Below are 16,380 nucleotides of genomic sequence, written 5' to 3'. Positions count from 1 at the left end.
AGCGGCCGCGAGCTGCGCCCCTTACGGCGCGGCGCGGACGGGGCTAGCCTGCGGGTCATGCCTCCGCGACCCCGCAAGCCCCATTCTCTGACGACCGAACAGGCCCGGCGCATCTGGCTCCACGCCCAGCGCCTCGACACGCGCGAGCCCTTCGGGGCCGGGCCTGCCGCGGCGCGGAAGGCGGTCGAGCAACTCGGCTATGTGCAGATCGACACGATCAACGTGATCGAGCGCTGCCACCATCACATTCTCTATGCCCGCATCCCCGGCTATCGCCGGGCCGACCTCGCCCATCTGCAAGCGGCCGAGAAGAGCGTCTTCGAATACTGGACGCATGCGCTGTCATATGTGCCGACCCGCGACATCCGCTATTTCCTGCCCGAGATGAAGGCGCATCGCGAGGAGCCGAAGCGCTGGTCGGCGGTCGGCGCCCGCGAGGAGACGCGCAAGCTCCTGCGCCGCATCCGCAGGGACGGGGCGCTGACGATCCGCGACATCGAGGAGGAGTTGATCGAGAAGGCGCATCTCTGGGCCAGCAAGAAGCCGTCCAAGGGTCTGCTGGAACGCGCCTTCTACGATGGCGAACTTGCGATCGCGGCGCGCGCGGGCATGCTCAAGACCTATGAGCTGTTCGACCGGCACTTCCAGTGGGAGAAGAAGCCGACACCCGCGAGCGAGCGGCAGGTCACGGCCTACAAGCTCGACCGGGCGCTGCGCGCGCAGGGGCTCGTCAGCCTCGATTCCGCCTGCCATCTCGATGCGCCGAGCAAGAAGGCGGTGGCGGAGCTGATCGCCGCCCGCGCCAAGCGCAAGGAACTGGTCGAGGTCGCGGTGGAGGGGGCCGGCAAGACGCAGCATTGGGCGACGCCGGCATCGCTGGAGCTGTTGCAAGCACCGGAGGAGACGCTGATCCACATCCTCTCGCCCTTCGATCCGCTGATGATCCAACGCAAGCGGGCGAAGCTCTTCTTCGATTACGCCCATATCTTCGAGGCCTATCTGCCGAAGGAGAAGCGCGTCTACGGCTATTTCGGCCTCCCGGTGCTGGCGGGGGACCGGATCGTCGCGGTGCTCGACCTCAAGACAGACCGGGCCGCCGGCAAGCTGCTGTTGCAGCAATGGAGCTGGCTCGACGGCCATGAGGCACCGCCACTCAAGGCGGCGATCGAGGAGGAGCTGCAGCGCTTCGAGCGCTTCCAGCTCGGGCGGGGCGAAGCCGAGCTGGAGCCGCTGCCCGAGATCACAAAAATGTCGGCTTGATCGGCGCTGTTGCGCTCTTCAGGGGCGAAGGGCGCGAAACGAGCCGATGGCAGCGAAATTCCGGACCGGTGCCTTCGTGCCGCTGCAGGATGCGGCCTGAGCCGTGCCGGCCGCGAGCCGTACGCGCTGGGCGATGCCCGATCCCGGCCTGCCGGTCGCATCGCTCATCCATGCGGCGCTGCTGGCCTGGCTCGCTTCCGTCGCCATCCAGCAGTTTGACGAGATGCCGGCCTTCGTCGAGCAGAGCGTCGATGTCGAGCTGCAGACGCCCGAGCAGTTCGAGGCGATGATCCGCCCGCCGCCACCGCCGCCACTCGCGCCGCCGGCCGAGTCCGCTCCTGTGCCGGAGCCGGCACCGCCGCCCTCCGTGCCAACCGCGCCGATACCCGCGCAACCCCCGGTTTCTGCCGAGCCGGACGGGCTCGTCCGGCCGCGGCGCCTGCTGTCGCAGCAGGTTCTCGCCGATCCGCGCAGCCGCGAGACATTGGCGATGCTGCCGCGCCTGGCACCGGATGAGCGCGTCGAGCAGCTCTGCGGGCTGGAGGCGATGGGCCAGATCCATGCCTGGCAGCGCAGCTACGAACCCGACCGGGTCACCGCCTACGCCACGGCCGACATCCGCTATGCCGGCCATATCCTGCAGGCGGAGGGCGCTGCCTTCCGCAGCCGGCGGCGCTGGTATGGGCTGCGTTTCGAATGCACGATTTCCGTCGATCTCAAGCGGGTGACGGCCTTCGCCTTCCAGGTCGGGGACCCCATACCGCAGGCCCGCTGGCAGACGCTCGGCCTGCCGGCCGTGCATTGAGCGGGTGACTTGGAGCATGCTGATTTGACGGCGTTGTTCCGTCAAATCCCGGTAGGCTCTAGGCGCCCAGCAGATCGATCAGCGACGGGATCAGCGGTTCGTCGGCCGGGGGCATGGCGAGGTCGCGCAGCTTGCCGGGGCGGACCCATTTCAGCGCCTGCCCTTCGCCGGAGATCACCGTTCCCTCCCAGCGCCGGCAGATATAGAGCGGCATCAGCAGATGGAACTCGGGATAGGCGTAGCTGGCGAAGGTCAGCGGCGCGAGGCAATCCTCCTTCACGGTGATGCCGAGTTCTTCCTGAAGCTCGCGGATGAGCGCCGGCTCGGGCCGCTCGCCGGTTTCGAGCTTGCCGCCCGGGAATTCCCAGAGCCCGGCCAGCGCCTTGCCTTCCGGACGCTGGGTGACGAGCACGCGGTTGTCGGCATCGATCAGGGCGCAGGCGACGACGAGGAGCAGCTTCAAGGGGACGTGACTCAGTTGCCGGAAAGGATGACCTGGACGGGCTCGGTTTCCTTGCCCGTCACCGTGACGCTGTCATAGACCAAGCCGCCCTCCCGCGTGAAGGCGTTCTCATCGCCCCAGATGACCTGGGTGGTGATGAGATAGCTGCCGGGCGCGACCTTGTCGAAGGCGAAGCGGCCATTGGACTCGGCCTTGGTCGTGCGCGTGTATTCGGCATAGTCGGGGTCGACCACGTCACTGGCCGGAAAGTTGCGGTACGGGACAAATTTGCCGTTGCCGTACAAATTGGCGAAGCGCTCGCGGGCGAAGCCGGTGGCCGGGATGAGGCGCACGACCTGGCCGGCTGCATTGACCACCACGCCGCTCGGCTTGGTGCGGAAGGCGTGGCCGACGATGACGCCGGTTCCCGGTTTCTTGATGTAGGCGGCCTCCTCGGCGGAAAAGGCCACCGTTGCCGGTTTGCGCTCGACGCAACCGGCCATAACGGCGCCGGCCAGAATGACCGCCGCGATAGTCTCGATCCTCATATGGCCCCCACCCTGCGCGGCGCCGTCGTGACGAGGAAGACGCCGGCCAGGATGATGCAACCGCCGAGGATTTGATGCAACCCCAGGTTTTCATGGAGGACGACCACGCCGAGGATAACGGCTACCGTCGGCACGAGATACCCGGTCATCGCGGCCCGCGTCGGCCCTGCCGCCCGGATCAGCCGCATGAAGACGGTGACCGGGATCGCGGTGGCGAAGATGCCGAGCGCCAGCATCGCCGGCAGATGGTCGCCGAGCGGCAGGAAGGCCGCAGGACCGAGCACAGCGAGCGTCAGCGTCGTGGCGATGGTGCCGGAAAACATCTGCTGGCCCAATGCCAGCCGGGCGGGATCGCCCGTCGCGGCCGGCACGGTGCGGACATAAAGGTTGGCGGTGGCGTAGCTCAGCGTTGCGCCGATCATGGCGAGCACGCTGAGCGCGGTGCCGCCGCCCTCGAACAGGCGCGGGCCGATCAGCAGGGCAACGCCGGCCATGCCGAGGAGGATGCCGCCGAAGCGACGCGGGCTCAGCCGCTCCTCGGAGAAGATGAGATGGGCCGCAAGCGCGGTGACGAGCGGCCCCGCCGCCTGGATCATCGCTGCCGGCCCGCTGGCGAGCTGGACCAGCGCGTAGCCGACGAGCACGTTCGGCAGCCAGCCATTGGTGGTGCCGAGCACGATCCAGGGCAGGATCTCGGCGCGCCGTGGCAGCGGGCTGCGGCCGCGCCCCAGGCTCCAGAGCGACAGCACGGCGGTGCCCAGCAGGCCCCGGCTGGCGGCGATCGCCAGCGCCGAAACCTCCCCGCTCATCAGCTTGATGAACAGGTAGCTCGACCCCCAGAGCAGGGAGCAGATGAGCAGGTTGACGGCGATGAAGCTGCGGCTGGGCTCCTGCGACGGCGCGCCCTCAGGAGCGATAGTCGCCATTGATCTCGACATAGGCCTTGGTCAGGTCGCAGGTCCAGACCGTGGCCTTGCCGCGTCCGATGCCGAGATCGGCGGTGATGACGATGTTATCGCCCTTCATGTAGTCGGAGACCGCGACCTCGTCATAGGACGGAGCACGCGCACCCTGCTTGGCCACGACGATGTCGCCGAACCCGATGTCGAGCCTGTCGCGGTCGGCCGGCTCGCCGGCCTTGCCGACGGCCATGACGACGCGGCCCCAGTTGGCGTCCTCGCCGGCGACGGCGGTCTTGACCAGCGGCGAATTGGCGATCGAGAGCGCGACGCGCTTGGCTGAGCGGGCGGAAGCCGCGCCGGTAACCCGCACCTCGACGAATTTGCGGGCGCCTTCGCCGTCCTTGCAGACGAGATGGGCGAGCTCGAGCAGGATCGAGTTCAGCGCCCGCTTGAAGCCGGAGAGTCTGAGGTCGTTGACCTCGGTGATCGCGGGGACGCCGCGCTCGGCCGCCTTGCCGGTGGCGAAGAGCATCAGCGTGTCCGAGGTCGACGTGTCGCTGTCGACGGTCACCGCGTTGAACGAGCCCTTCACACCCTTGGAGAGCAGGGCCTGCAGCACGGGCGCAGCGATCGGGGCATCGGTGAAGACGAAGGAGAGCATCGTCGCCATATCCGGCGCGATCATGCCGGCGCCCTTGGCGATGCCGGCGATCACGACCTCCTTGCCGTCGATCTTCGCCTTGCGGGTCAGCGCCTTCGGGAAGGTGTCGGTGGTCATGATCGCCTTGGCGGCGTCGATCCAGGGACCGTCGGCGGCGCGTTTGGCGCAATCGTCGAGCACACCCTTGAACTTGGTCGCGTCGAGCGGCTCGCCGATCACACCGGTCGAGGCGATGAACACCTCCTGCGGCTTGCACCCTGCCGCCTTGGCCGCGATCTCGGCCGTCAGCTTGACGGAATCACGGCCCTTCACGCCGGTGAAAGCATTGGCATTGCCGGAATTGACGACGACGGCGCGGGCGGAGCCTTGGCTCAGATTATCGCGGCACCAGTCGACCGGAGCCGACGGGCATTTCGAGCGTGTGAAAACGCCGGCGACCTGCGTGCCCGCATCGAGCAGCGCGAACCAGACATCGGTGCGGCCCTTGTAGCGGATGCCGGCCTCGGCGGTGGCGAAGCGCACGCCCGGAACCGGCGGGACCTTGGGCTGGCGCTTCGGCGCGAGCGGGGAAACGGGGACATCCTTGCCGGCCATCGGAGCTCCTCCTGCGGAGCACTGCTCGAAGACCGGCGAATCGTTCGCTCGCCGGGCAGTGCGTCTCGTTCGAGAGTCCCTCTGCCGCAGGCCGGTGACGAAAACAAGAAGGGCGGCCGCAAGGGCCGCCCGCGAAATTGAGGGTCTGCGTCATGCGCGGGCTCGACCCGAGCATCCCTCGCCGGAGATTCTCGGGTCTGCGCCACGCTTCGCCCGAAAATGACGAGGCTGGATCAGTTCTTCTTCGGCGCGGCCGGGGCAGCCGGAGCGGCGGGCGCAGGAGCTGCCGGAGCGGCCGGCTTGTCGAGGCGCTCGATCTTGGCCTTCTCGCGCAGCGCCACCACAAGGTCCTGCTGGGCCTTGCGCTCGAGGTACTGGTCGATCTGCGGCTTCACCGCGGCGAAGTCCGGCAGCGGCTTGGTGCGCTTGTCCTCCAGCTTGATGATGTGCCAGCCGAACTGGCTCTTCACCGGTTCCGAGACCTCGCCCTTCTTCAGCTTGAAGGCGGCCTCGGCGAATTCCGGAACCATGCGGTCCTTGGTGAACCAGCCGAGATCGCCGCCCTCCTTGCCCGAGCCCGGATCCTTCGAAACGTCGGCGGCGACCTTGGCGAAATCCTCGCCCTTCTTCAGTCGCTCGACCACGGCCTTGGCCTGGGCCTCGTCCTCGACGAGGATGTGGCGGGCATGAGCCTCTTCCTCGGGCGTCATCGCCTTGGTGGTTTCGTCAAAGAGCTTCTTGGCGGCGTCGGCGGTGACGGCCTTCTTGCCCTCGCGGGTCAGGTACTCGTCGAGCAGCACCTTCTCGCGGTAATAGGCGAGGCGGGCCGTGAAGTCCGGCGAATCCGTGATCTTGGCATCGGCCGCCGCCTTGGCGCCGAGCTTGAGGTCGACGAGGTAGTTGATGACCTCGTCGCGCTTGCGGTCCTCGGGGAGCTGGGCAAGGCGCTCGCCGAGATCCTCGCTGGCGAGCTGGATGTCCTTCTCGGTGATCGCGATGCCGTCGACCTTGGCAACGACCTTGTCGGCCTGCGCGAAGGCCGGTCCCGCCAGCAGCGCGAAGCCGAGGACGGCGATGAAACGGGCTGAGTTCATGAGTGACGGCCTTTCGTCGGAAAACCCGAGACGCTTTGGCGGCTGCACTGCCAGTTGAACGCGGCAAAGGCAAGGCGGTTCAAGCGATTGCGGAGGTCGATCACGCAGCTTTGCGCCACCCGGCCGAGGGGCATGGTGCCGCGACGTCGCGCGATCTCAGGGTTCCGCCCTTGGAAGCGGCCGGGAAAAACCCCACATCCACACCCGAATTCACTTGCCGTTTCGCTGCCGATTGGACGAAACGCACGCTGGACCCTGCCCGCGCACGCGTCTAAACACGCGGTCGCATTCGAGAATACCGGGCCTCCGACCCGAGCGCGGACCAGACCGCGCGGCCGGGGGCCCAAGCATCACCTGAAAGGCCCAACATGCTTGGCGCGCTCGCAAAGAAACTCTTCGGCTCGTCGAATGACCGCCGCGTCAAGGGCTACCAGCCCCGCGTCGCTGCAATCAATGCCCTCGAGAACGAGCTGTCGGCGCTGAGCGACGAGGCGCTGAAGGCGCGCACCGACGAGTTCAGGCAGCAGCTCGCCAACGGGGCCAAGCTCGACGACCTGCTCGTTCCGGCTTTTGCCACGGTGCGCGAAGCCGCCAAGCGCGTGCTCGGCCAGCGCCCCTACGATGTGCAGCTCATCGGCGGCATGGTGCTGCACGAGGGTGCGATCGCCGAGATGAAGACGGGCGAAGGCAAGACGCTGGTCGCGACCCTGCCGACCTATCTCAACGCGCTCGAGGGCAAGGGCGTCCACGTCGTCACCGTCAACGACTACCTCGCCCGGCGCGACGCCGAGTGGATGGCGAAGCTCTACAACTTCCTCGGCCTCACGGTCGGCATCATCGTGCACGGCCTCGACGACGAGGAACGCCAGCGCGCCTATGCCTGCGACATCACCTACGGCACGAACAACGAGTTCGGCTTCGATTATCTGCGCGACAACATGAAGTACGACGTCGCGCAGATGAGCCAGCGCGGCCACCACTTCTCCATCGTCGACGAGGTCGACTCAATCCTGGTCGACGAAGCTCGCACGCCGCTGATCATCTCCGGCCCGCTCGACGACAAGTCCGATCTCTATGTCGCGATCGACAAGGTGCTGCCGGGGCTCGTCGCCGGTGATTACGAGGTCGACGAGAAGCAGCGCACGGTTGCGCTGACCGAGGCCGGCAACGAGCATATCGAGGAGCTGCTGCGCGAGGCGGGCCTGCTGACCGAGGGCGATCTCTACGACGCTCACAACGTCACGCTCGTCCACCACGTCAACCAGGCGCTGCGCGCCCACACGCTCTTCACCCGCGACAAGGACTACATCGTCCGTGGCGACGAGGTCGTCATCATCGACGAGTTCACCGGCCGTATGATGCCGGGCCGGCGCTATTCGGAAGGCCTGCACCAGGCGCTGGAGGCCAAGGAGAACGTCACCGTCCAGCCCGAGAACGCGACGCTGGCCTCGATCACCTTCCAGAACTATTTCCGCCTCTACAAGAAGCTCGCCGGCATGACCGGAACGGCGGCGACCGAGGCCGACGAGTTCTTCCAGATCTACAAGCTCGAGGTCGTCGAGATTCCGACCAACGTCCCGGTCGCCCGCAAGGACGAGGATGACGAGGTCTACCGCACCTTCGAGGAGAAGGTCCGCGCCATCATCCGCGAGATCCAGGCGGCGCAGGCCAACGGCCAGCCGATCCTGGTCGGCACCACCTCGATCGAGCGCTCCGAGCTCGTCGCCGACATGCTGGAGAAGGCGGGCTACAAGCTGCTCGACTTCACCGACCCGACGGCGCTGGAGCCTGTCTACCAGGCGGCGCGCGAGGGCAAGACCACCAAGGCCTTCGCCGTGCTGAACGCCCGCTTCCACGAGCAGGAGGCCTATATCGTCGCCCAGGCCGGCGTGCCCGGCGCGATCACCATCGCCACCAACATGGCCGGCCGCGGCACCGACATCCAGCTCGGCGGCAATGCCGAGATGCGGATCAACCACGACCTCGCCGGCATGGAGCCGGGCCCGGAGCGCGACGCCAAGGCGGCGGCGATCCGCGTCGAGGTCGCCGAGTTCAAGCAGCGCGTGCTCAAGTCCGGCGGCCTCTACATCGTCGGCACCGAGCGCCATGAGAGCCGGCGCATCGACAACCAGCTGCGTGGCCGCGCCGGCCGCCAGGGCGATCCCGGTCGCTCGAAGTTCTTCCTGTCGCTGCAGGACGACCTGATGCGCATCTTCGGCTCCGACCGGATGGACGGCATGCTGACGAAGCTCGGCCTCAAGGAGGACGAGGCGATCGTCCATCCCTGGATCAACAAGGCGGTCGAGAAGGCGCAGGGCAAGGTCGAGGCACGCAACTTCGACATCCGCAAGAACATCCTGAAGTACGACGACGTCATGAACGACCAGCGCAAGGTCGTGTTCGAGCAGCGCCGCGACTTCATGCGCCAAGCCAGCGTGCGCGAGACGATCGACGACATGCGCCACGGTGTGGTCGAGGATGTCGTCGCCCGCCACATCCCGGAGGAGGCCTATCCCGAGCAGTGGGATACCGCCGGCCTCAAGCAGGAGGTGATCCAGTATCTCAACCTCGACCTGCCGGTCGAGGACTGGGCGAAGGAAGAGGGCATCGCCGACAGCGAGATCCGCGAGCGCATCCGCAAGCTCGCCGACGAGGACTATGCCGGCCGCATCGAGCGCAACAGCGACGAGGTCATGACCTATGTCGAGAAGCAGGTGCTGCTGCAGTCCCTCGACCATCTCTGGCGCGAGCATCTGGTTACGCTCGACCATCTCAGACAGGTCATCGGCTGGCGCGGCCTCGCCCAGCGCGACCCGCTGCAGGAGTACAAGCAGGAGGCGTTCGAACTGTTCGACGGGCTGATCGGCCAGCTTCGGCAGCAGGTCACCGGCCATCTCTCGCGCGTCGAGGTCCGCTTCGAGCAGCCGGAAGACGAGCAGGCACCGCTGCTGGCGCAGGATGGCGCCGGTTCGGGCTTCGGCGGCGGTGACTATGGCGGCGGCAGTGTGCAGTTCGCCGCTGTCGATGCCGATACGGAGGTGCTGGACCGCAACCCGGCCGATCCTGCGACCTGGGGCAAGGTCGGCCGCAACGAGCCCTGCCCCTGCGGCTCCGGCAAGAAGTTCAAGCACTGCCACGGCCAGTTCGCCTGAGGCCGCCACTCCCGCTCACGCTCTTCGCGCCCGGCCTTGTGCCGGGCGCGCTGCGTTTCGGGGCGTGCGCGGGAGATCGCGGCGACCTGCCGTCGGTCAGAGCGAGGAGCCGAGCTCCCGCTGCCCGGCCGCGCGCGGCCGCAGGCCGAGCCAGGCCGGGCGCGCGAACAGGAAGGCCAGGGGCGTGCCCCTGACAAGCCGGTGCATCAGCAGCGGCACGGCGACGGAGATCGCCGTCAGCAGCAGCGCGGCGACGCCGGGATCGAGCGGGATGCCCGAGCGCAGCAGCACGGTCCGGCCGATCACCATCGGCAGGAAGAAGGCGAGGTAGATCGGCAGGGAGTTGCGCCCGCAATAGTCGAGCCAGGGCAGGCGCCCGGCCAGCAGCACCGCGCTGAGCAGGATCCCGGCGACGCCTGCGACACCCAGCAGCAGATGCACGCCCAGTGGTGCCATCTCTACGTCGTGGCCGAGGAAGGGCGTGGCCAGGGCGCTGACGGCGAACCAGCCGGCCCAGAACAGAAAGGTCTTGCCACTATGGTCCGCGGCCCGGTCGGCGGCGGCGCGGATCTCGGCCGAGAACACGGCGCCGGCGAGGAAAAAGACGAAATAGGCGGTGAACTGGTCGGGCACCATCCAGCCGGTGCTCAGCGGTGCCATCGCCAGCAGCGCGGCCATCATCAGCGCGACGCGGCGGCAGCGCCACACCGCCTTGGCGACGACGAAGAAGATGGCGAGCAGATAGATGAACCAGAGCACGCCGAAGGGGTCGACGAGGCCCAGCGCATAGTTCTGCACGAAGCCCGAGAGGCCTGCCTCACCCCAGGGCGGGGAGCGCATCAACGTGTTGATGCTGAACCAGAGCAGATAGAAATAGGCGAGCGGCACGATCTTGCGATCGTCGAAGGCGCTCCAGCCGAGGCCGACGAGGCGCGGCACGAACAGCCCCGAGAGCAGGAACAGGCCGGGCATGCGGAACTGTTTCGCCCAGGCGATCAGCGGATCGATCCAGCTCTCCTGCCCCGTGGCGCCTTCGAGCCCGCCGGCCACATGCATCAGCACGACCAGGATGATGCAGATGCCCTTGCCCGTATCGACCCAGCCGATGCGGCCGCCGGCCGGGCGCTGGGGCGATGCAGTCGTTTCAGCCATGATGCCGGTTCCTCCAACCGGAGCCTCGCACGGCCGGCTTAGCAGGGGGTTATGATTGCGTCCGGATAGGATCGGGTGCCGTTAAGCTTTCGGCAAGGGCGCGCGCGGCTTCGCGCCCTGCCTTGTCCCGAGCGGCCATGGCTTGCGCGGGCCGGCCGCATCGGTTTGAGATCATCAAGGTTTCGTGGGGATGAGGCTCACTGCTCCTTCTCATAGGCGGCATATTGCTCCGCCGACATGCCCGGCAGTTTCTGCACGAAGGCGACGACGGCCCGCAGCTCGTCGTCGCTGTGGGACTCCGCGAAGGCCGGCATGCCTGTCATCCGAACACCGTTCTTGACGATCCAGAAGATCTCGGCGGCGCTCCAGCGCTGGATCGTGTCCGGCAGGAACGGCGGCTCTGGATTGAGGCCCTTGCCGATATCGACCGGGTCTTTCCCGGGGCCGCCGTGGCAGTAAACGCAGGTCTCGTTGTAGAGACGGAACCCGCGGGCAATGTCCGCGGACGGTGCCGGCGCCGGCACCCTGGCCGCCTGGCGGGCCACCGATTGACGCATGGCGGTCTGCAGCAGGAAGAACACCGGAGCGCTGTGCGGCTCGCTGGCGGCAATATTGACGACGCCGCTGAAGACAACTGCGAGTCCGGCGATGGCCAGGGCGATGAAGGCTGTGATGAAACCGGCGATGAATCGCATGGCGCCCTCCCGCGCGGGATGCGGCCCGGCCATCGCTTCGTGCCGGGCAACCGTTATGCTCAGGCCGGTTGATGCTACCCGATGTCCGCCACCAGGGCGAGCATGACGTTCGCGGTCGCCCCGTCCGATGGCGAAGGCCAGCCAGCGCAAGGCAGCTCCTGACCACGCCCGCAGCTTGCATCCGCTCGCGGCAACCGCCAGTTTGGGCGTCGTCGGAGGCCGGGCCGGTCGCCGCCGCAAGGGGTGTGGGATGGAACTGTCGGGCTACAATATCGCCGTCATCGTCGTCGTGGCGCTGGTCGTCCTGACGATCGCGCGCGGCGTCCGCACAGTCCCACAGGGCTACAACTACACCGTCGAGCGTTTCGGCCGCTATTCGCGCACGCTGAGCGCGGGCCTTGGCCTGATCGTGCCCTATATCGACCGCATCGGGCACAAGGTGAACGTCATGGAGCAGGTGCTCGACATTCCCTCGCAGGAAGCGATCACCAAGGACAATGCCGGCGTTCGCATCGATGCCGCCGCCTTCTTCCAGGTGCTCGACGCTGCCAAGGCCTGCTACGAGGTCTCGTCGCTGAATGATGCGCTGATGGTCCTGACCATGACCAATATCCGCACCGTGGTCGGCTCGATGGACCTCGACCAGCTCCTGTCGCATCGCGACGAGATCAACGAGCGGCTGCTGCGCGTCATGGACGCCGCCGCCTCGCCCTGGGGCGTCAAAGTGACCCGTATCGAAATCCGGGACATCCTGCCGCCGGCCGATATCGCCGGCGCGATGAACCGGCAGATGAAGGCGGAGCGCGAGAAGCGCGCCGCCGTGCTGGAGGCCGAAGGCCTGCGACAAGCCGAAATCCTCAAGGCCGAGGGCCAGAAGCAGTCGCAGATCCTCGCCGCCGAGGGCCGCAAGGAGGCGGCTCTGCGCGATGCTGAGGCGCGCGAAAGGCTGGCGCAAGCCGAGGCGGCCGCGACCGCCATGGTCTCGGAGGCGATCGGCCGCGGCGACATCCAGGCCGCCAACTTCCTGATCGCCGAGCGTTACACCGATGCGCTGAAGGCGATCGCCTCGAGCCAGAACAGCAAGGTGGTGATCGTACCGATCGAGGCCGCCGCGCTCGCCGGCACGGTCGGCGGCATCGCCCAGCTCACCAAGGCCGTCTTCGGCGAGGAGGCGGTGGCCGAGCGCCGCGGCTCCGGCTCGGTGCCGGCTTCGGGCCGGACGGGCGTCTGAGGTGGTCATGCCGGACTGGCTGATGACACATAGCGGCTGGCTCTGGGCGATCCTCGGCCTGCTGCTGATCGGCGGGGAGATGCTGGCACCCGGCGTCTTCCTGATCTGGCTCGGCGTGGCCGCGCTGGTCACCGGCGCGGTGGTCGGCGTCCTCGGTTTCGGCTGGCAGGCGGCCTGCATCGTTTTCGCGATCCTCGCCGTCGCCTGCGTCGCCGCGGGGCGGTTGCTGACGCGCCGCCGGAGCGAGGAACCGGACGCCGCGACCGGGCTCAACGATCGCGGCCGCCAGCTGATCGGCAAGGTTTTCAGGCTGGAGGCGACGATGACCGGCGGCGAGGGTCGCATCCGCGTCGGCGATTCCTCCTGGCGCGTGATCGGGCCGGAGTTTCTGGCGGGCACGGAGATCAAGGTGGTGCGGGTCGAGGGCGCGACGCTGGTGGTCGAGAAGGCGTGAGTCTGCCAAGCGTTTTCGCCGCGGACCTGCACGGAAAGCGTTTCCCTCGCGCGCCATGAGGACTATAGCAACCGCTCCTTCACGAGCGCAGCCACCATGACCAGCCTCAGCGAACGCCTTTCCCTTCCGAAGGACCGCATCAAGGTCCTGCTGCTGGAAGGTATCAACGATTCCGCCGTCGAACTGCTGGAGCAGGCCGGCTACTCCAATCTGGAGCGGCTGCCCAAGGCGCTCGACCGCGAGGCGCTGCTCAAGGCGATCCAGGGCGTGCATGTGCTCGGCATCCGCTCGCGCACGCATCTCACTCCGGAGGTCTTCGCCGCTGCCGACCGGCTCTTTGCCGTCGGCTGCTTCTCGGTCGGCACCAATCAGGTCGATCTCGAGGCGGCGCGCCAGCAGGGCGTGCCGGTCTTCAACGCGCCGTTCTCCAACACCCGCAGCGTCGCGGAGCTCACCATCGGCGAGATCGTGATGCTGCTCCGGCGTATTCCGGACCGCTCGCGCTCGGCTCATGATGGCGGCTGGGACAAGTCGGCCAACGGCTCCTTCGAGGTGCGCGGCAAGACGCTCGGCATCGTCGGCTACGGCAATATCGGCAGCCAGCTCTCGACGCTCGCCGAGGCGATGGGCATGCGCGTGATCTACTACGATCACACCGATAGGCTGCGGCACGGCAACACCGAGCCGACGAAGAGCCTGAACGCCCTGCTCGCTGCAGCCGACATCGTTTCGCTGCATGTGCCGGAGACGCCGCAGACCGCCGGCATGATCGGCGCCGCCCAGGTCGCCAAGATGAAGAAGGGCGCCTACCTCATCAACAACTCGCGCGGCACCGTCGTCGATCTCGACGCGGTCGCGGCGGCGCTGAACAGCGGTCATCTGGCAGGTGCCGCGGTCGATGTCTTCCCGGTCGAACCCGCCTCCAACGCGGAACGCTTCGTCTCGCCGCTGCAAGGCTGCGCCAACGTGATCCTGACGCCGCATATCGGCGGCTCGACCGAGGAAGCGCAGGAGCGCATCGGCGCGGAGGTTGCGCGCAAGCTCGTCGACTATTCCGATGTCGGCTCGACGGTCGGCGCGGTGAACTTTCCGCAGGTGCAGATTCCGGTCCGCGCTGTGGGCACGCGCTTCATTCATGTCCAGCGCAACGTGCCGGGCATGCTGCGGCGCCTCAACGACGTCTTCGCGAACCGGCAGGTCAACATTGCCGCGCAGAACTACCATACCGACGGCGAGGTCGGTTATGTCGTCATCGAGGCCGACAAGGTTTCGATCACAGAGGCGCGGGACATCCTGCGCGAGATCCGTGCCCTCGACGGCACGATCCGCGCTCGGCTGCTCTATCAGCGCGACTGACGCGCCGGGGAAGGCATCTCAGTCGCGCCCCCCCGGTTTGGTCGGCGTTTCCACCGCGACGGGGTCACTGGCGGGGAAGGTGTCCCTCAGCGCCCGGTCGAGCTCAGCGTCCTTGCCGTGCTCGCGCTCGGCCTTGCGCTGTTCCTTCTGCTCCTTGCGCAGGCTTTCCTTGGCCGGATTGGCTGTTGTGTTCATGGTCTCTCCTTCGGCGCGGATGGCTTTGCAGATCAACGCCGCAGGGCGATGGGCGTTCCGCCAGAACGCCAGCGCAGGCGCGCCATGACGAAGCGGGCCTGCCTCTGGACCAGGGCGCGCAGCCTTCCCATCTGGTGAAGCTCAGCCTTCCCGCCGGCGGTCGTCCGGCGCCAGCCAGCAGGGCCGCCATGGTCGCGATCTCCGTCCTCGATCTCGTTCCCGTCGTCGAAGGGGAGGGGCCGCGCCAGGCGCTGCTCAAGTCGATCGATCTGGCGCGTCACGCCGAGAAGCTCGGCTACAGCCGCTACTGGGTGGCCGAGCACCACAACATGGTCGGCATCGCGAGTGCGGCGACCTCGGTCGTCATCGGCCAGCTCGCGGCGGCGACCAGCACGATGCGGATCGGCGCCGGCGGCATCATGCTGCCGAACCATGCGCCCCTCGTCATCGCCGAGCAGTTCGGCACGCTGGAGGCGCTCTTCCCCGGCCGCATCGATCTCGGTCTCGGCCGCGCGCCCGGCACCGACCAGCTCACGCTCAGGGCGCTGCGGCGCAGCCCGATGTCTTCCGACAGCTTCCCGCAGGACGTGCTCGAGCTGCAGGCGCTGTTCGCGCCGGCCGGTCCCAACCAGGCGATCCGTGCCGTGCCGGGGGAGGGGCTGAACGTCCCGCTCTGGATCCTCGGTTCCAGCCTGTTCGGCGCGCAGCTCGCCGCCGAGCTCGGCCTGCCCTATTCCTTTGCTTCGCATTTCGCGCCGGATGCGCTGCTGCAGGCGCTCGCCGTCTATCGCGAGCGCTTCAAGCCGTCGGAGCAGCTTGCGGCGTCCTATGCCATGCCGGGCATCAATGTCGTCGCCGCAGAGACCGATGAGGAGGCGCGCCATCTCGCGACCTCGCTGCAGCAGCGCTTCGTCGGCATGGTCCGCGGCGCACGCGGCAAGCTGCAGCCGCCGATCGACGATATCGAGCAGTACTGGTCGCCGGCGGAGAAGGCGCATGTCTCGCAGATGCTGCGCTATGCCTTCATCGGCTCGCCGGAGACGCTGAAGCGTTCGCTCGGAGCCTTCATCCGCGAGACCGGCGCCGACGAAATCATGATCACCGCGCCGATCTTCGACCACGAGAAGCGCAAGCGCTCCTTCGAGTTGGTGGCGGGAATCGCGGCCGATCTCGGCGCGGTTCGGGGCGCAGCCTGAGAACGGCAGGCCTGCCGAAGGCACCGTCATGCTGCGCGATGTTGCGCAGCATGACGGCCGCGACAGTCGTTGCGATAGCAAAGCATTTGCAATAATAATGCAAATGAGAGTGATTATCGTATAGGCGAATTTGCAAATTCGCTCGTTCGCGGTATCTCCGTGACATGATCGAAGTGGACCGGCGCGTTGCCGTTTTCGAAAGCCAGCTCAAGGGAGCCGGGCTGCGCATGACGCAGCAGCGGCGGCTGATCCTGCGCGTGTTGGCGGAGGCGGATGATCACCCCGATGCGAAAGGCATTTTCACCCGTGCCTTCGCCCTCGATCCGACGCTCTCGCTCTCGACCGTCTACCGCACGATGAAGGTGCTGGAGTCGCAAGGGGCGATCGAACGCCACGCTTTCGAGGACGGCGTCTCGCGCTACGAGCATGCCGGCCAGGAGCATCACGACCATCTGATCGACATCGATTCCGGCGAGGTGATCGAATTCTCCTCGGACGCGATCGAGGAGCTGCAGCGGCGTATCGCCGCCGAGCTCGGCTATGAGCTCGTCCGGCACCGGCTGGAGCTTTATGGCCGCAAGAAGCAACCGGCCAAGACGCCGGCGGTGCGCAAGAGCCGCAAGCAGAGCTGACGCGCTGCGGC

General features: G+C 67.3%; 15 protein-coding genes and 2 pseudogenes. 9 read left to right on the top strand and 8 right to left on the bottom strand.

Features of this window, described 5'->3' with window-relative positions; translation table 11 throughout:
* Positions 1-57: 57 nt before the first annotated feature.
* Together AB4Z10_RS05625 and AB4Z10_RS05620 are read left to right on the top strand one after the other, a co-directional pair.
* Positions 58-1,260, top strand: coding sequence for a winged helix-turn-helix domain-containing protein (locus AB4Z10_RS05625; protein ID WP_441469390.1), 1,203 nt, complete (start codon positions 58-60; stop codon positions 1,258-1,260).
* Positions 1,261-1,363: 103 nt separating this feature from the next.
* Positions 1,364-2,065 (top strand): DUF930 domain-containing protein, encoded by a 702-nt coding sequence (locus AB4Z10_RS05620; RefSeq protein ID WP_441469389.1) that lies wholly within the window; start codon positions 1,364-1,366, stop codon positions 2,063-2,065.
* A gap of 58 nt (positions 2,066-2,123) precedes the next feature.
* Here the strand turns inward: AB4Z10_RS05620 and mutT are convergent, their stop codons facing one another.
* From mutT to AB4Z10_RS05595, 5 genes are all read right to left on the bottom strand, one after another.
* Positions 2,124-2,528, bottom strand: a complete 405-nt coding sequence (gene mutT, locus AB4Z10_RS05615; RefSeq protein WP_441469388.1) for an 8-oxo-dGTP diphosphatase MutT — start codon at positions 2,526-2,528, stop codon at positions 2,124-2,126.
* Between the two features lie 11 nt (positions 2,529-2,539).
* Positions 2,540-3,055, bottom strand: a complete 516-nt coding sequence (locus AB4Z10_RS05610) for a peptidase associated/transthyretin-like domain-containing protein (RefSeq protein ID WP_441469387.1) — start codon at positions 3,053-3,055, stop codon at positions 2,540-2,542.
* Positions 3,052-3,981 (bottom strand): DMT family transporter, encoded by a 930-nt coding sequence (locus AB4Z10_RS05605; RefSeq protein WP_441469386.1) that lies wholly within the window; start codon positions 3,979-3,981, stop codon positions 3,052-3,054. The genes AB4Z10_RS05610 and AB4Z10_RS05605 overlap by 4 nt, the downstream gene beginning before the upstream one ends.
* The gene (argJ, locus tag AB4Z10_RS05600; RefSeq protein WP_441469385.1) at positions 3,962-5,212 is read right to left on the bottom strand and encodes a bifunctional glutamate N-acetyltransferase/amino-acid acetyltransferase ArgJ; all 1,251 of its coding nucleotides are present in this window, start codon (positions 5,210-5,212) and stop codon (positions 3,962-3,964) included. The genes AB4Z10_RS05605 and argJ overlap by 20 nt, the downstream gene beginning before the upstream one ends.
* Before the next feature lie 233 nt (positions 5,213-5,445).
* Positions 5,446-6,306, bottom strand: a complete 861-nt coding sequence (locus AB4Z10_RS05595) for a peptidylprolyl isomerase (protein ID WP_441469384.1) — start codon at positions 6,304-6,306, stop codon at positions 5,446-5,448.
* 368 nt (positions 6,307-6,674) lie between these two features.
* Between AB4Z10_RS05595 and secA the strand changes: the two are divergent.
* Positions 6,675-9,216 (top strand): annotated as a pseudogene (gene secA / locus AB4Z10_RS05590) (preprotein translocase subunit SecA); the annotation flags it as partial.
* A 47-nt stretch (positions 9,217-9,263) separates the two neighbouring features.
* Positions 9,264-9,458, top strand: a pseudogene (locus tag AB4Z10_RS05585) (SEC-C metal-binding domain-containing protein); the annotation flags it as partial.
* Positions 9,459-9,554: 96 nt separating this feature from the next.
* Here AB4Z10_RS05585 and AB4Z10_RS05580 read toward each other — a convergent pair.
* Positions 9,555-10,610 (bottom strand): acyltransferase family protein, encoded by a 1,056-nt coding sequence (locus AB4Z10_RS05580; RefSeq protein WP_441469383.1) that lies wholly within the window; start codon positions 10,608-10,610, stop codon positions 9,555-9,557.
* Positions 10,611-10,807: 197 nt separating this feature from the next.
* Positions 10,808-11,305: a c-type cytochrome gene (locus AB4Z10_RS05575; RefSeq protein ID WP_441469382.1), complete on the bottom strand. Its 498-nt coding sequence runs from the start codon at positions 11,303-11,305 to the stop codon at positions 10,808-10,810.
* A gap of 250 nt (positions 11,306-11,555) precedes the next feature.
* On the opposite strand from AB4Z10_RS05575, the gene AB4Z10_RS05570 reads away from it, so the two are divergent.
* From AB4Z10_RS05570 to serA, 3 genes are all read left to right on the top strand, one after another.
* Positions 11,556-12,536, top strand: a complete 981-nt coding sequence (locus AB4Z10_RS05570; protein WP_441469381.1) for an SPFH domain-containing protein — start codon at positions 11,556-11,558, stop codon at positions 12,534-12,536.
* Positions 12,537-12,543: 7 nt separating this feature from the next.
* Positions 12,544-12,990, top strand: coding sequence for an NfeD family protein (locus tag AB4Z10_RS05565; protein WP_441469380.1), 447 nt, complete (start codon positions 12,544-12,546; stop codon positions 12,988-12,990).
* Between the two features lie 96 nt (positions 12,991-13,086).
* A complete protein-coding gene (gene serA, locus AB4Z10_RS05560; protein ID WP_441469379.1) occupies positions 13,087-14,346 on the top strand; it encodes a phosphoglycerate dehydrogenase in 1,260 nt (419 codons plus the stop codon).
* Between the two features lie 18 nt (positions 14,347-14,364).
* On the opposite strand, the gene AB4Z10_RS05555 is transcribed toward serA, so the two are convergent.
* Positions 14,365-14,541 carry a hypothetical protein gene (locus AB4Z10_RS05555; protein ID WP_441469378.1) on the bottom strand — a complete coding sequence of 59 codons (177 nt, stop codon included), beginning with the start codon at positions 14,539-14,541 and terminating at the stop codon, positions 14,365-14,367.
* 188 nt (positions 14,542-14,729) lie between these two features.
* Here AB4Z10_RS05555 and AB4Z10_RS05550 point away from each other — a divergent pair, with 188 nt between their 5' ends.
* Together AB4Z10_RS05550 and AB4Z10_RS05545 are read left to right on the top strand one after the other, a co-directional pair.
* Complete coding sequence (locus tag AB4Z10_RS05550; RefSeq protein WP_441469377.1) at positions 14,730-15,737, top strand: LLM class flavin-dependent oxidoreductase; 1,008 nt, start codon at positions 14,730-14,732, stop codon at positions 15,735-15,737.
* A gap of 164 nt (positions 15,738-15,901) precedes the next feature.
* The gene (locus tag AB4Z10_RS05545; protein ID WP_441469376.1) at positions 15,902-16,369 is read left to right on the top strand and encodes a Fur family transcriptional regulator; all 468 of its coding nucleotides are present in this window, start codon (positions 15,902-15,904) and stop codon (positions 16,367-16,369) included.
* Positions 16,370-16,380: the final 11 nt, after the last annotated feature.

The sequence above is a fragment of the Allobosea sp. RAF48 genome (assembly GCF_052114025.1).
Taxonomy (GTDB): Bacteria; Pseudomonadota; Alphaproteobacteria; order Rhizobiales; family Beijerinckiaceae; genus Allobosea.
The sequence above is the reverse complement of the archived record's forward strand: the minus strand, read 5'-3'. Positions and strand labels throughout refer to the sequence as shown.

What these genes read in the sequence shown, in the direction of transcription:
- AB4Z10_RS05570 (WP_441469381.1), top strand. Translation starts at nt 11,556, where the DNA reads ATGGAACTGTCGGGCTACAATATCGCCGTCATCGTCGTCGTGGCGCTG.
- serA (WP_441469379.1), top strand. Translation starts at nt 13,087, where the DNA reads ATGACCAGCCTCAGCGAACGCCTTTCCCTTCCGAAGGACCGCATCAAG.
- AB4Z10_RS05595 (WP_441469384.1), bottom strand. Translation starts at nt 6,306, where the DNA reads ATGAACTCAGCCCGTTTCATCGCCGTCCTCGGCTTCGCGCTGCTGGCG.
- AB4Z10_RS05575 (WP_441469382.1), bottom strand. Translation starts at nt 11,305, where the DNA reads ATGCGATTCATCGCCGGTTTCATCACAGCCTTCATCGCCCTGGCCATC.
- AB4Z10_RS05610 (WP_441469387.1), bottom strand. Translation starts at nt 3,055, where the DNA reads ATGAGGATCGAGACTATCGCGGCGGTCATTCTGGCCGGCGCCGTTATG.
- AB4Z10_RS05625 (WP_441469390.1), top strand. Translation starts at nt 58, where the DNA reads ATGCCTCCGCGACCCCGCAAGCCCCATTCTCTGACGACCGAACAGGCC.
- argJ (WP_441469385.1), bottom strand. Translation starts at nt 5,212, where the DNA reads ATGGCCGGCAAGGATGTCCCCGTTTCCCCGCTCGCGCCGAAGCGCCAG.
- AB4Z10_RS05605 (WP_441469386.1), bottom strand. Translation starts at nt 3,981, where the DNA reads ATGGCGACTATCGCTCCTGAGGGCGCGCCGTCGCAGGAGCCCAGCCGC.
- AB4Z10_RS05550 (WP_441469377.1), top strand. Translation starts at nt 14,730, where the DNA reads ATGGTCGCGATCTCCGTCCTCGATCTCGTTCCCGTCGTCGAAGGGGAG.
- AB4Z10_RS05580 (WP_441469383.1), bottom strand. Translation starts at nt 10,610, where the DNA reads ATGGCTGAAACGACTGCATCGCCCCAGCGCCCGGCCGGCGGCCGCATC.
- AB4Z10_RS05555 (WP_441469378.1), bottom strand. Translation starts at nt 14,541, where the DNA reads ATGAACACAACAGCCAATCCGGCCAAGGAAAGCCTGCGCAAGGAGCAG.
- AB4Z10_RS05545 (WP_441469376.1), top strand. Translation starts at nt 15,902, where the DNA reads ATGATCGAAGTGGACCGGCGCGTTGCCGTTTTCGAAAGCCAGCTCAAG.
- AB4Z10_RS05565 (WP_441469380.1), top strand. Translation starts at nt 12,544, where the DNA reads ATGCCGGACTGGCTGATGACACATAGCGGCTGGCTCTGGGCGATCCTC.